At 65.8% G+C, this 13,033-nt stretch carries 12 protein-coding genes and 2 pseudogenes; 7 read left to right on the top strand and 7 right to left on the bottom strand.

The window, feature by feature from the left end; all coding sequences use genetic code 11:
* Positions 1–12: 12 nt before the first annotated feature.
* The 3 genes from NC7_RS22500 to NC7_RS30285 all read left to right on the top strand — a co-directional run bounded on the left by NC7_RS22500 (position 13) and on the right by NC7_RS30285 (position 3,692).
* Positions 13–1,305, top strand: a complete 1,293-nt coding sequence (locus NC7_RS22500) for an NADH:flavin oxidoreductase/NADH oxidase family protein (protein ID WP_067986354.1) — start codon at positions 13–15, stop codon at positions 1,303–1,305.
* A gap of 96 nt (positions 1,306–1,401) precedes the next feature.
* Positions 1,402–2,922, top strand: coding sequence for a flavin-containing monooxygenase (locus NC7_RS22495; RefSeq protein WP_236573621.1), 1,521 nt, complete (start codon positions 1,402–1,404; stop codon positions 2,920–2,922).
* Positions 2,919–3,692, top strand: coding sequence for an alpha/beta fold hydrolase (locus NC7_RS30285; RefSeq protein ID WP_067986352.1), 774 nt, complete (start codon positions 2,919–2,921; stop codon positions 3,690–3,692). The genes NC7_RS22495 and NC7_RS30285 overlap by 4 nt, the downstream gene beginning before the upstream one ends.
* On the opposite strand, the pseudogene NC7_RS30685 reads toward NC7_RS30285, so the two are convergent.
* The 5 genes and pseudogenes from NC7_RS30685 to NC7_RS30280 all read right to left on the bottom strand — a co-directional run.
* Positions 3,676–4,206: pseudogene (locus NC7_RS30685) on the bottom strand (SDR family NAD(P)-dependent oxidoreductase); the annotation flags it as partial. The gene NC7_RS30285 and the pseudogene NC7_RS30685 overlap by 17 nt on opposite strands.
* A gap of 49 nt (positions 4,207–4,255) precedes the next feature.
* The gene (locus NC7_RS22485) at positions 4,256–4,528 is read right to left on the bottom strand and encodes a hypothetical protein (RefSeq protein WP_067986351.1); all 273 of its coding nucleotides are present in this window, start codon (positions 4,526–4,528) and stop codon (positions 4,256–4,258) included.
* Positions 4,518–4,736, bottom strand: a complete 219-nt coding sequence (locus tag NC7_RS29870) for a hypothetical protein (protein WP_067986350.1) — start codon at positions 4,734–4,736, stop codon at positions 4,518–4,520. The genes NC7_RS22485 and NC7_RS29870 overlap by 11 nt, the downstream gene beginning before the upstream one ends.
* 8 nt (positions 4,737–4,744) lie before the next feature.
* Complete coding sequence (locus NC7_RS22475) at positions 4,745–5,680, bottom strand: aldehyde dehydrogenase family protein (RefSeq protein WP_236573619.1); 936 nt, start codon at positions 5,678–5,680, stop codon at positions 4,745–4,747.
* A 60-nt stretch (positions 5,681–5,740) separates the two neighbouring features.
* Positions 5,741–6,399: pseudogene (locus NC7_RS30280) on the bottom strand (acetoacetate decarboxylase family protein); the annotation flags it as partial.
* 435 nt (positions 6,400–6,834) lie between these two features.
* Between NC7_RS30280 and NC7_RS22465 the strand changes: the two are divergent.
* The 3 genes from NC7_RS22465 to NC7_RS22455 all read left to right on the top strand — a co-directional run bounded on the left by NC7_RS22465 (position 6,835) and on the right by NC7_RS22455 (position 9,178).
* Positions 6,835–7,755 carry an NAD-dependent epimerase/dehydratase family protein gene (locus tag NC7_RS22465; RefSeq protein WP_067986349.1) on the top strand — a complete coding sequence of 307 codons (921 nt, stop codon included), beginning with the start codon at positions 6,835–6,837 and terminating at the stop codon, positions 7,753–7,755.
* 89 nt (positions 7,756–7,844) lie between these two features.
* Positions 7,845–8,465 carry a TetR/AcrR family transcriptional regulator gene (locus tag NC7_RS22460; RefSeq protein WP_067986347.1) on the top strand — a complete coding sequence of 207 codons (621 nt, stop codon included), beginning with the start codon at positions 7,845–7,847 and terminating at the stop codon, positions 8,463–8,465.
* A gap of 254 nt (positions 8,466–8,719) precedes the next feature.
* Positions 8,720–9,178 (top strand): hypothetical protein, encoded by a 459-nt coding sequence (locus NC7_RS22455; protein WP_067986345.1) that lies wholly within the window; start codon positions 8,720–8,722, stop codon positions 9,176–9,178.
* A 111-nt stretch (positions 9,179–9,289) separates the two neighbouring features.
* On the opposite strand, the gene NC7_RS22450 is transcribed toward NC7_RS22455, so the two are convergent.
* A complete protein-coding gene (locus NC7_RS22450; RefSeq protein ID WP_084458734.1) occupies positions 9,290–10,645 on the bottom strand; it encodes an MFS transporter in 1,356 nt (451 codons plus the stop codon).
* A 227-nt stretch (positions 10,646–10,872) separates the two neighbouring features.
* Here NC7_RS22450 and NC7_RS22445 point away from each other — a divergent pair, with 227 nt between their 5' ends.
* On the top strand, positions 10,873–11,454 hold the full coding sequence (locus NC7_RS22445; protein WP_067986339.1) for a TetR/AcrR family transcriptional regulator: 582 nt from the start codon (positions 10,873–10,875) through the stop codon (positions 11,452–11,454).
* 8 nt (positions 11,455–11,462) lie between these two features.
* Here NC7_RS22445 and NC7_RS22440 read toward each other — a convergent pair whose 3' ends face one another.
* Positions 11,463–13,028 (bottom strand): acyl--CoA ligase family protein, encoded by a 1,566-nt coding sequence (locus NC7_RS22440; protein ID WP_067986338.1) that lies wholly within the window; start codon positions 13,026–13,028, stop codon positions 11,463–11,465.
* Positions 13,029–13,033 lie beyond the last annotated feature (5 nt).

The raw sequence follows: 13,033 nt of genomic DNA, 5'->3' as shown, positions 1-13,033 counted from the left end.
AGGAGTTGTCCGATGTCGGGTGGTTTGCGACCGGACGAGCTGTTCACCCCGCTGCGCCTACGGTCGGGCCAAGTGCTGTCCAACAGAATCGCCAAGGCGGCGATGGAAGAAGGGATGGCCGGGCCCGCGCAGCTACCCGACGGCCGTCTGAATTCCCTCTATCGGCGCTGGGGCGCGGGAGGTGCCGGTCTGCTGATCACGGGCAATGTGATGGTGCACGCGCACGCGCTGACCGGGCCGGCAGGCATCGTCCTGGACGCCGACTCCCCGCTCGAGCCGTTCGAGGCATGGGCGCGCGCGGGTAAGGAGAACGGCGCCTCGATGTGGATGCAGATCAGCCACCCGGGCCGCCAGGTGCGGGCCAACATGCCCGGGGTGGTGTGGGGGCCCTCCGATATCGGTGTGGACCTGGGTCGGCGCTCCAAACGATTCGGTCAGCCCGTGGCGATGAACGCCTGGCAGATCCACACCACCATCGGCCGGTTCGCCACCACCGCCCGCAGCGCCGAACGCGCGGGATTCGACGGTGTCGAGGTCCACGCGGCCCACGGATATCTGCTCTCGCAATTCCTGTCTCCATTGGTGAACAACCGCACCGACGAGTGGGGCGGATCCCTGCAGAACCGAGCACGCCTGCTGCTCGAGATCGTGCACGCCATCCGCTCGGTGGTCTCCCCGCGTTTCGCAGTCGCGGTGAAACTGAACTCCGCCGACTTCCAGCGTGGCGGGTTCGGACCCGCCGACGCGCAGACGGTGATCGGAATGCTCGCCACCGCCGGAACCGACCTGGTCGAGATCTCCGGCGGGAACTATGAGAGCCCCGCGATGTCGGGTCGTCCGGCCGACGGACGCGTCGCCGCACGGGAAGCCTACTTTCTGGATCTGGCCGCGAACCTGGCCAGGACCAGTGTGCTTCCACTGATGCTGACCGGCGGCATCTCCCGGCGCACGACAGCACAGCGGGTGCTCGGCAGCAAGGTCGCCTTGATCGGGATGGCGACGGCGCTGGCGATCACCCCGGACCTACCGCATCGGTGGCGGCGAGGAGCGGAGGCGTCTCGCAGTTTGAAGCCGGTGAACTGGACCGACAAAGCCCTCGCCGCGGCGACCGAGATGGCGATGGTCCGCTACCAGATGCGGCGCATGGCGACCGGAGCCAAGCCCGCGCTCAGTGTGAGCCCGACGATGGCGATGCTCGCCGATCAACGCGCTCGAGCCAAGGCTCTGCGTCGCTACTCGCGCTGGCTGGCCGCTGTCGAACGTGACGAGGCGCCGGTCACCAGCCACGGTTACCCGACACTCTGACAGCGCACGCCCGCTTCTTGTCGGACGTGGATGACATCTGCACAACCCCCGCATCGTCTCGGCTCCGCCGGGCCGAGGCCCGGAGAAATGATGAGCATGACTATGAAGCCCTCCCGCAACGCGGCGGAAGCCACCCGCACTCCTGTCCCGCACAATCATGTCGCGATCGTCGGCAGCGGTTTCGGCGGAATCGCCGCCGCGGTGCGACTACGCCGAGACGGCGTGTCCGACATCGTCTTGCTCGAGCGTGCCGACGAGGTCGGCGGCGTGTGGCGCGACAACGACTATCCCGGCGCCGCCGTGGACGTGCAGAGCAACCTCTACTCGTTCTCGTTCGCGCCGAACCCGCACTGGCGCAACACGTTCGCCAAACAACCGGAGTTGTTCGACTATCTCGTGAACGTCGCCGATACCCAGGGTCTGCGTGAGCACCTGCTCACCAATTGTGAAGTCCAGCAACTCGACTGGGACCAGGTGGCCAAGCTGTGGCGGCTCGAGACCGCACACGGGCCGCGCACGGCCACCCATGTCGTCCTGGCGACCGGTGTGCTGGCAGACCCCCTGACCCCGAACCTGCCCGGAGTGGACATCTTCGGTGGTGTCAGCTTCCACTCCGCCCGCTGGAATCACGGCTTCGACGTCCGTGGCAAACGGATCGCGGTGGTCGGAACCGGGCCGTCGGCAGTGCAATTCGTCCCGGCGATTCAACCAGACGTCGCCCACATGACGGTGTTCCAACGCACCCCGGCCTGGGTGACACCCCGGCACGACCGCGAGATCCCTGCCCTGCGCCGGAAGTTGTATCAGCGGTTCCCGAAATTTCAGATCTTGGAGCGGCTGCGCGTATACCTGCAGCGCGAATGGAAGGTGCTCGCTTTCCGCAACCCCGCACTGATGGCGCTACCCGAGCGTGAAGCACGTCACCACCTGGCCGCCCAGGTCGGTGACCCCGAACTGCGCGCCAAGCTGCTGCCGGACTTCCGGTTCGGCTGCAAGCGAGTGCTGATCTCCGACGAATATCTGCGGGCACTGGATCAGCCGAACGTGGAGCTCGAAACCGACGGGATCCAAGCGATCACCGCGACCGGCGTCCTCGACAGGACCGGCCGCGAGCACGCCGTCGACGCCATCATCTACGGCACCGGGTTCCGCACCTCGAAGCTGCCGCTCACCGACCGCACCTTCGTCGACGGGGTCAGCATGGCTGATGCGTGGGGCAACAGCCCCACCGCCTACCTCGGCCCCTCTGTCGCGGGGTTCCCGAACATCTATCTGATGCACGGACCCAATATCGGACTGGGGCACACCTCGGTGATCCACATGTTCGAATCACAGGCCAACTACATCGCCGGGGCGATCGGCTATCTCGCGGCCAACGAGCTGGCCGCGGTGGAACCGACGACCACCGCACAGCGGGAGTTCGTCGCCGATGTCGAGCGCCTCGGTGAGGGCACGGTGTGGACCAGCGGGGGCTGCACCAGCTGGTACCTCAACGAGGAGGGCCGCAACACCAACATCTGGCCCGGGTCCACCATTGATTTCCGCCGCCGCACCCAGCGTTTCGATCCGGCCAAGCACCTGTTGCACGCGCGCGTCCCGGCCGGAGTGGCGAGGTGAGCGCCGGCGCGCTGCTGGCCGGGACGCCGGGCACACCAACCGTCGTGCTCGTGCACGGGCTCGCGAGTTCGTTCCGGGTATGGGACAAAGTCGTGCCACGACTCGAAACGTCGGCGAATATCGTTGCGGTCCAACTGGAATCGTCCTCTTCGATCGAGGCGGACGCCGACGACGTAGCCGCACTGCTCGGCCCCGATGCGATCGTGGTCGGTCATTCCCGGGGCGGCCTGGTCGCCACGGGGCTGGCCGAGCGGCATCCGGAGCTCGTCGCCGCACTGGTGCTGCTGTGTCCGCCGTGGTCACGCGAGAGCCGGTTGAGTGCGCGGGCCCCGATCGAGCGCGCACTGGCGATACCCGGGCTGGGTGATCTGTTGTGGGTCCTGGCTTCCGAGGACCGCCAACGCGCCGCTCAGCAGAATGCGTTCGCCCCGCATGTGCCCGTGCCGGACCAATTCGTCGCCGACGCGCGGTCGCGCGGGCGCGAGGATTTCGTCCGCAGCTCACGCGCGATCGACACTTACCTCGGCGCCCGCCCGCTCCCGGAACGCCTCGGCGGGCTCCGGATGCCCGTCGACCTGGTATTCGGCGAGCTGGACGCGCGCGTCGCCCGCCCGGTGGGACACTTCGACGGTCTGCCCCGTGCACGGGTCACCGAACTCGACGGCGTCGGACACACCCCACCCTGGGAGGCGCCGGAGGTCGTCGCCACCCTGATCGCCGACTATCTGCCCGACACCGTCGAGAGCGCGGCACCCGCCGAGGAGACGTGACTGTGCGGAGCTGACGAAGCGCGCGGGCGGCGACCGCGATCGCGAGCCGTCTCGGCGCCAGTCGTGCCGCGACGGCGGCGAGAGCATTGAGGCGACCGGACACCACGCTCGCCCGCGGACGCGGCCGGTCGAGTTCGGTCAGCGCGCGCGAAACCACCTGCGTGGGGGTCTGGAACCGGCCGACCGCCGCGTTCTCGGTGCCGATTACGTCGAAGAACTCGGTTCTGGTCGGGTCCGGGCTCACTGCCAGCACGCGTACTCCGCGGTGCCTGCACTCATGGGCGACAGCCTCGGTGAACGACAGCACGTAGGTGCCTTGGACGCACCGTAGACGGCCACCGGTGCCGAGATTGTCGGCGAGTTCACGCAGACGTTCCTCCCGGCGGGCGACCAGAACCAGGTTGGCGCCGCGGGCGGCGAGCTGGGTGGCGAATTCGGCACCGAGCCCGGAACTGGCGCCGGTGATCGGCACAGTGGTCCCGGAACAGTCGCGTGCCGTGGCGTTGTGGTTCATCGTTCACCCTTCGTTGTCGGTGCGCCGACGGCGGGGGAGTGGGAGGTTGTCATCGGCCCTCGAACCGGGCCGCGAGGTTGGCCAGCGTGGTCGCCATACCCGTCTCCAGGTGGGCGCGGCGGTCGCGTGCGCCGGAGATGTCCTGCACGAAGACGACGGGACGGATCTGGCGGGTGTGTTTGCGCATCGTCTCGGTGACCAGAGTCGCGCCGTCGGGGGCGTCGGCGAAGGTGTAGCGCCAGTGCGACTCCGAGGGCGAGTCGGTGAGGAAGCCGAACGAGGCGCCCGCCACATTCTCGGTGAGGTTCCGGTCATCGACCACCGGTAGAACGGACCGATCCGGTTCTTGCCGACGAACCGGCGACCGGGCACCAGCGGGGCGGCAGAACCGGGTTCTGCCCGGTGAACAGATTGCGATCGACGACAACGTAGGGACGCAGCGGGTCCCGGGCCTTGGTGCCGTCGGTCAGTGTCAAGGTTGTCGCCGCCGAGATCACGAGGATGACCCGCCTGCGGGCGTGCTGGACCATCGGCGTCCCTACTTGACGCCGGGGAATCGACGCAGGAGCCGCAGGCCCGCGGTGGCCAGTCGGGCGTAGCGGCCCGGGTCCATGCCGCTGGGCGCGCCGACCGGGATGAGCCGTTCGATCGCGATCGTTTGCGCCTCCATATATTCGAGGATGCCGTGTTCACCGTGGCGACGGCCGAGGCCAGAAGCCTTCATTCCGCCCATCGGTGCGTCGACGGAGGCCCACGCGGCGGCGTAGGCGTCGTTGACATTGACGGTGCCCGCCTGGAGCCGCTCGGCCACCCTGTGCCCCCGCTTGCGGTCGGAGGTCCACACACTGAAATTGAGACCGTAAGGGCTGTCGTTGGCCCGATCGACGGCTTCGTCCTCGCTGTCGACCCGGTAGACCGAGACCAGGGGCCCGAAAGTCTCGTCGCCGTAGACGGTCATGTCCTCGGTCACGTCGGTGAGTACGGTCGGCTCGTAGAAGAAAAGGCCGAGGTCGGGTCGCGGTTTGCCACCGGCGAGAACGGTGGCTCCCTTGGCGACCGCGTCGTCCACGTGCCGGGTCATGGTGTCCAACTGCTTCTGCGAGACCAGCGAGCCCATGTCGGCCGAATAGTCCAGCGCCGGTGAGAGTTTCATGACCTTGGCGGCGGCGAAGCGAGCGGTGAAGTCGTCCCACAAGGTGGTGGGGACGTACATCCGTTCCATCGAGATGCAGAGCTGACCGGTATTCGAGAAGCATGCACGCACCGCACCGTCCACCGCTTTCCCGACATCGGCATCGTCGAGGACCAGCAGCGCGTTCTTGCCTCCGAGCTCCATCGAGCAATCGATGAGCTGCTCTCCGGCTTGCGCGGCCACTGTGCGCCCCACCGCGGTGGAGCCGGTGAACATCAGGAAGTCGCAGTTCTCGATGATCGGCTTTCCCAGTTCGGCGCCGGATCCGGTCACCACCTGCACGAGGTGGTCATGCGCTGCTTCCCTTCTTTCGTCGCACCGCGTCCGCGGCCATGGGACGATTCACGCGGTGGTGGGCACCGAGGTGGGGACCGGCATGTGCAGAGCGATCTGGCCTTCGGTGACGACGTCGAGCCGCACGGTTTTGATCGGCTTCAGCGAGCGCACGTCATCCGACATCCGTCCGGTGCCGAGGGTCAACTCGAGGTCGCGGGGCATCAGCGCGCTCCCGCCGGACAAGACGTTCAGCTGGTTCAGCACCGAATGCCAGGCGTCCTTGGTCCAGGTGTAGGACGTCAGGCTCGACACGCGCTTGCCGCTGGGCGAACGTTGCTGACGAGGGGTCGGCGTCGACAGGGCGATATCGGTGCCACCGGAATCGTTGGCTACCCGGGCCGTGGTGCGCCCGGCGTCGATCTGCACGTCCAGTTCGGTGACCCACTTGGGAAAGCCGTAACCGTCGTGACCGCGCACCTGGGCGTATCGGTGTTGACCGGAAGCAACAACACGTAGGAGTCGAGGTGGTCGTCATCGAGTGCGGCCAGCAGGTCCACAAAACCCAGCCGCCCGTGCCGAGCGGGTCGCAAGGCGACGCCGACCGCGGCTTCGGTGTAGAAATCGATGTCGCACACGTCGTATCGGTAGAAGATGACCGACATGAGCCCGATGCCGGGTGCGATCTCCAGCGGAGCGAATTCCTCGGGAATCCGCTCGCGGATAGCTCCCCTCATTCGAAAATGTGTGGTGCCGTGCCCAGGCTATCCTCCAATGTAAGCGGCGTCAACAAGTGGACGAATGGTGCTGCACTCCAACGTCTTTCACTAACCGCCGCAGGCGCTCGAGGTCGTTTCGCTGTGAGCTGACGAAACGTTGCATTCGCTGATGGATAACCGGATACCGACCGCGCGGCGGGCCTGTCGTGCGGGTTTTCGGGTCACAACTGGGGGGTGCCGCGCGAACGAACGTCGAAACGATGCTGTCGCCACGCCCCCTGGTCGCTGCGACCGGGCCCGGCCGACGGCGACCGCGCGCTGGCCGCCCGGAGGTTGATCCGACGGTAGGGTTGTGGCGCTGCCCACCGTCATGTTTGCGGTGCTTACATTGGTGTTACTGTGAGGTCTCCGGTCAAATATCGGCAATCGAAAGGTTCCCCTCCAGTGCAGACGATCCTCGGAGCAAACGGTCAGATCGGCACCGAGCTCGCCTATGAGCTCCACCGGCGCTACACCACAGACATCAGGCTGGTGAGCCGCAGTCCTGAGCGCCTGCACGACACCGACGAGCTGGTCACGGCGGACCTCATGGATGCCGAGCAGACCGCAGCGGCGGTAGCGGGCAGTGATATTGCCTATCTGACCGTCGGTCTCCCGCCGGACGCGAAACTGTGGGCGGATCAGCTGCCCGTCATGATGGAGAACACGATCGCCGCGTGCGAGACACACGGGGCAAAGCTGGTGTTCTTCGACAACACCTACATGTATCCGATGACCAGCGACCCGCAGACCGAGCAGACGCGGTTCGCCCCGGCCGGAAGCAAGGCACGCACCCGGGCCACGATGACGACGCTGCTGTTGGACGCGATGGCCGCGGGCCGGGTCGAGGCGGTCATCTGTCGCGCGCCGGAATTCTACGGCCCGGGCAAGACGCAGAGCTTCACCAACGCGATGGTGTTCGACCCGATCGCGCGGGGCAAGAAGCCACGTGTTCCGTTGCGCGACGACACCCTGCGAACCTTGATCTGGACGCCCGACGCCAGCCGCGCGATGGCTCTGATCGGTAACACGCCCTCGGCGTACGGGCAGACCTGGCATCTGCCGTGTGACGACAACCGGGTGACCTACCGGGGGCTGATAGAGCTGGCCTCCGCCGCCTGGGGACGCGAGATCGACTACTCGGTGATGAAACGGCCCGCGTTCTTCGTCGCTCGGCTGTTCAACCAGGGTGTGCGGGAACTGTGGGAGTTGTTGCCGCGCTACGAAGTGGACAATGTATTCGTCTCGGACAAGTTCAAGAGCGCATTTCCGGATTTCCGGGTCACGACCTACACCGAGGGCGTGGCGGCGATCAAGGCGGATTGAGTCCTCGCGAGCACCCGATCCTCCGCTGGCTCGCGGGCCATTTGCACGGTGCTGCGCAAATATGCGAGGGTGGGGCAGAGAGGACTCCTATGACAGCCAACCCCGTACTCGGCCCGCGAGCGCTCGCCAATCGACAGCGCATTCTCGCCGTAGCGGGAAAGGAACTGCTGCGTGATCCCGCCGCGAGCATGGAGGACATCGCTGTCGCGGCGGGGATGGTCCGTCGCACCTTGTACGGCCACTTTCCCACCCGGGAGGCCCTCGTCGACGGCCTGCGCGAGCAAGCTTTCGAACAGGTCGGTCGTGCGTTGGACACCATCGACATCCAACGCTCTCCGGCGAGGGCGATAGCTGACCTGACCATCGCCTTGTGGCCGGTCGGCGACGAGTTCCGACTGCTGTTGCGCCTGGACGAGACGCAGTCCTGTGTGCGGACGACCGATCGTTTGGACTCCGTCCGCCGGGTGGTCATCACCTTGATCGAGCGAGGTCAAGCTGACGGAAGCATCAGCGACGACCTGCCACCGTTCGCGGTTGCCGCCATGCTCGTCGCCATGGTCATCGCCCTGTTGAACGCGAAGAACGACGGCGAATGGGCCGGTGCGGACGCTGCTGAAGTCGCCGGAAGAACCTGCCTGATCACGATCGGGGTCGCACGCGAGGCCGCTGTCGAGATCGCGCGGATGGCCGCCGCTGAATCGGCTGTCTGAATCCCCGAGGAAGTCGGTCGCCTCGGTTGCCATGACCGAACATCGGTACAGCGGATCGAACAGCTCCCTGATTCGGCCGATGATGCCCGAACGTCCTACTGAACCTGGTCTGCGACACGACCACTGGTGGAATCGGTCTGGTGTGAGTCCGTTCACGAACGCCCGCGCAGCGCTTGCACACGGCTGTGCAAGCGGCGTATTTTCACAGTAGCGTGCAATTGCACGAAGGTGTGAAAGTCGGTAGGAGAGGGACTATGACCACCCAGGTGGCAAGTGCTCGGATCGGAATCGTGCCGCAGTCGTCTGCCGACCGTGCGCAGGTCGGATCGTCGCTGTCGGCGATTCGCGGAATGGGCGCAGCTCGCGCCCTCTACGGTTTCGTTCCCCTGGTGTTGTTGATGAACGGCTCCGATATCGGCACAGGTGTCGCGGGTCCGGCGCTGTTGATCGTCGGGCTCCTCACCCTGCTGCAGGGGGCGGCTGTCGTGTCCCTGTCCTCGCGGTTGGTGCGAGACGATGCCGGTGTTCTGGCCGCGGTGCTCGCAGACGCTATGGCAGTTGTTGCCGGAATTGCGTTGACGCTGTTGGCTTGGGACCAGTTCTCCGTAGCGGCCGCGACCGTCGTTATCGGTGCGGTGGTGGTCGCCGTCCTGTCGATGGTGGCGATTCCCCTGGTGGCAGCCAAGGCCTCGTCGGGATCCGCCAGGCGCTGAGCAAGGGATGGGAAGCCAGGGCTGTCCTACGTGCGCAGGTAGGAAAAGTGATGCGGCGATACCGCCCGCCGGGAACGGCGGGCGGTATCGCCGTTTTGGACGCGGGTGCGTTCAGCGAGTCGGCAGGATGGTGTCCGCTTCGGCGGACGGGGTGACCGGCGCCGCCACAGGGTCGGTGGCCGAGTCGAAGCGGCGTTTGCTGGTTTCGGCACCGGCGAGGGCGCACAGTAAGCTGACGGCGGCCACGCCCGCGAGGTAGAGGCCGATGGCGAGACCGCCGAAGGAATCCTGCAGCTGTACGGCGAGCAAAGGGGTCACCGCGCCGCCGAGCACACCCGCGAGGTTGTAGGACAGACCGGCGCCGGTGTAGCGGTACCGGGTCGCGAACAGTTCCGGCAACATCGCGCCGACCGGCCCGTAGGCGAGTCCGACGCCGACCTGGGACAGGCATGCGCCGATGATGTAGGCCCAGGTGGTGCCGACGCTCAGAATCGGGAACATCAGCAGCGCGAAGACTATCGAGAACAGGTTGCCCAGCGACATCATTCGGCGCCTACCGATCCGGTCGCTCAGGCGCGCGCCGACAATGGTGGACACGGCAAGCGTCGCGCCGATTGCTATTCCGACCGCGAGCACGAATGTTTGCGACAGGCCGAGTTTCTCGGTGCCGTAGCTGGTCAGGTAGGTCACGCCGATGTAGTAGAACGCGAAGCACATGCTCACCGCGCCGGTGCCGAGCAGGATTTCGCGCGGCTGGCGGGTAACGGCCTCGAGAAATGGGTTCCTGCTGGACTTCTGGGTACCGACAGCCTGACGGAACGTGGCGGTTTCGCCGATGTTCAGACGCATGTACATGCCGACAGCGATGAGCACGATGCTCAGCAGGAACGGAATGCGCCATCCCCACGCGGCGAAGGACTCGCTCGACATCATCAGGCGAGTGGACAGGAATGTGGTGCTGGCCAGAACGAATCCCAGCGACGGGCCGAGCTGAGGGAACAGGGCGTAGGTGCCACGTTTGTCCTCGGGCGCGTTCTCGGCGGTGAGCAGCGTGGCTCCGGCCCACTCGCCACCGACCGCCAAGCCCTGGCAAACCCGCAGTAGCACAAGCAGGATCGGGGCCAAGACCCCGATCTGACCGGTGGTGGGCAGCAACCCGACCGCGACCGTGGACAGGCCCATCAGCAGCAACGTCGAAACCAGGGTCTTCTTGCGTCCGACCCGATCACCGTAGTGACCGAACAGAATCGCCCCGAGCGGCCGCGCGACGAAGGCCACGCCAAGGGTCGCGAACGACAACATCGTCGCCGAGGCGGTGCCGAGCGCCGGGAAGAACGTCTTGTTGAAGACCAGTGCCGCTGCGGTTCCAGAGATGAGGAAGTCGTAGAACTCGATCGTCGTACCGATCAAGCTGGCCCAGGCCAATCGCCGCATCTGGGTTTTCGATGGGGGTTGGGGAGTGGACATGAGGGGCTCCTGTTCAGCGTCGAACGGCTGCGTCACGACTACTCGGCTTGGCTGTCTTCCGACCGATCGATCGGGAATATCGTGACTCAGGACACAGTCGCACTCGATGAACAGCGGGGTGAATGCTGAACAGGCGGCAACGCATTGTGGAGTTTGTTCAGCTGTTCAGAAATGCTGAACTCATATCGCGCCCTGCGGCTACTATGCGATAGCCGAAGGGAGTCGCGATGATCGGGACAGCAAGTGTGCGGGCGAGCGCCATTCGTGGTGCGGCCCTCGAGCTGTTTGTGGCGCAGGGGTACGAGGCCACCTCGATGAGCGAGATCGGTGCCAGGGTAGGCATCCGCGGACCGAGTTTGTACAAGCACGTCGCATCGAAACAAGAATTGCTCGTCGCGATCATGACCGACACGATGGACTCTTTGCTCGCGGAGCACCGCAGCGCCGTCGCGGGTACCGACGACCCCACCGAACGTCTGCGTCGCGCTGTGGAGGCACACATTCGGTATCACGCTCGCCATCGGATGGAGGCGTTTGTCGGCAACCGTGAGATCCGCAGCCTGACCGAACCGAATCTGTCCGAAGTGCTGTGTCGGCGTGCGGAATACGAGCAGATGTTCCGGATACTGATCGCCGACGGCGTCGCTGCCGGTCGGTTCCGGGTCGCCTCGGAGCGGATCGCTTCCTACGCGATTCTCGAGCTCGGCATGGGTGTTGCCGTCTGGTTCCGCGAAGACGGCGAATTCAGCGAGAACGAAATCGTCTGGCAGTATGTCGATTTCGCTCTCCGGCTGGTCGGGGCCGCCTGACTGAACCCCTATCGGATGCGGCGTTTCGTGCCTGCCCAGGCGGCATCACGGAGAACGTGCTTCCGCACCTTGCCGGTGGAAGTCCTCGGTAGAGCGCCGAAGGTCACCGTTTTCGGTGCTTTGAACCGTGCCAGCCGTTGTCGCACGAACTCGATCAGTTCGGCTTCGGTTGCCGCGGCGTCTTGCTGGAGGACGACGAAGGCCGCGGGGACCTCACCCCATCGTTCGTCGGGAACGGCGATCACCGCCGCCTCGAGCACTGCGGGGTGATCGGCCAGGACTTGCTCGACTTCCACCGAGGCAATGTTCTCCCCGCCCGAGATGATGACGTCCTTGCTCCGATCCCGCAGTTCGATGTATCCATCGCCGTGCACGACACCCAGGTCCCCGGTGCGAAACCACCCATCAGGAGCCGCCGCACGAGTCGCAGCCTCGTCGTCGAGATATCCGAGCATGAGATTGTTTCCGCGCAGCGCGATTTCGCCGACGGACTTGCCGTCCGGGGGTACATCCACTCCGTCGGCGTCGATCACTCGGGCGCGACACGAGATCATGTTCCCCACACCCTGGCGCGCCTTGAGACGCGATCGGGCGCCCTGGTCGAGCCCGTTCCATTCGGGGCGCCAGTCACAGATCATCGCCGGTCCGAACGTTTCGGTGAGGCCGTACAGGTGTGTGACATCGAATCCGAGCTCCCCCATCCTGCGCAGAATCGCAGGACTGGGTGGAGCACCGCCGGTGGCTACCCGCACCGTTGTCGTGACTGGATGCGCCGCAGGCGCGTACGCCAGCATCGACAGAACGGTCGGTGCGCCGTTGAGATGGGTGACGCCCTCGTCATCGATCAAGCGCCAGACCTCGGCCGGGTCGACCTTGGGCAAACAAACATGGGTGCCGCCCGCGGCGGTGACAGCCCACGGAAAACTCCACCCGTTGCAGTGGAACATCGGCAGTGTCCACAGATGCACTGCCGACGGTGACAACCCGGTGTGCCCCACCATGGCCAGGGCCTGCAGGTAGGCGCCGCGATGGTGGTACATCACCCCTTTCGGTTGCCCCGTGGTTCCGGATGTGTAATTGATCGACAGCAGTGACCGCTCGTCTGCCGGTGTGATCTTCAAGGGCTCGGCCTCGGCGATCATGCGCTCGTACTGCTCGCCGATCACCACCGTGGTGATCGGGCTGCTCAGATGTGCGAGCGCCGCGTCGACGAGTTCGACGTGGCTCGGATCGACCAGCAGGACAGACACTTTCGAGTGCTCGAGGATGTAGGCGACCTCGGCGGCGGCCAGTCGGGTGTTCATGGCGACGAGCGGGACACCGGACCAGGGAACACCGAAGTGTGCTTCGAGAAGGGCATGGGTGTTGGGCGCCAGAAACGCCACGGGTCGGCCCTGTGCCAGCGGCGCCAGCGCGCCCGCGAGCTTGGCGCACCGATCGTGCAACTGCGCGTAGGTCCACCGTCGAACCCCGTCGATCACTGCCACTCTGTCCCCGTGTGCGGCGGCGGCGCGTTCGAGAAATGCGACGGGTGTGAGCGGTTCAAAGGACAAACGATCGAGATCCAACGACATCCCTC

Origin of the sequence: Nocardia caishijiensis NBRC 108228, from assembly GCF_001612825.1 — a bacterium.
GTDB lineage: Bacteria > Actinomycetota > Actinomycetes > Mycobacteriales > Mycobacteriaceae > Nocardia > Nocardia caishijiensis.
The sequence above is the reverse complement of the archived record's forward strand: the minus strand, read 5'-3'. Positions and strand labels throughout refer to the sequence as shown.

What these genes read in the sequence shown, in the direction of transcription:
- NC7_RS22500 (WP_067986354.1), top strand. Translation starts at nt 13, where the DNA reads ATGTCGGGTGGTTTGCGACCGGACGAGCTGTTCACCCCGCTGCGCCTA.
- NC7_RS22495 (WP_236573621.1), top strand. Translation starts at nt 1,402, where the DNA reads ATGACTATGAAGCCCTCCCGCAACGCGGCGGAAGCCACCCGCACTCCT.
- NC7_RS29870 (WP_067986350.1), bottom strand. Translation starts at nt 4,736, where the DNA reads ATGGTCCAGCACGCCCGCAGGCGGGTCATCCTCGTGATCTCGGCGGCG.
- NC7_RS22460 (WP_067986347.1), top strand. Translation starts at nt 7,845, where the DNA reads ATGACAGCCAACCCCGTACTCGGCCCGCGAGCGCTCGCCAATCGACAG.
- NC7_RS22455 (WP_067986345.1), top strand. Translation starts at nt 8,720, where the DNA reads ATGACCACCCAGGTGGCAAGTGCTCGGATCGGAATCGTGCCGCAGTCG.
- NC7_RS22450 (WP_084458734.1), bottom strand. Translation starts at nt 10,645, where the DNA reads ATGTCCACTCCCCAACCCCCATCGAAAACCCAGATGCGGCGATTGGCC.
- NC7_RS22445 (WP_067986339.1), top strand. Translation starts at nt 10,873, where the DNA reads ATGATCGGGACAGCAAGTGTGCGGGCGAGCGCCATTCGTGGTGCGGCC.
- NC7_RS22440 (WP_067986338.1), bottom strand. Translation starts at nt 13,028, where the DNA reads ATGTCGTTGGATCTCGATCGTTTGTCCTTTGAACCGCTCACACCCGTC.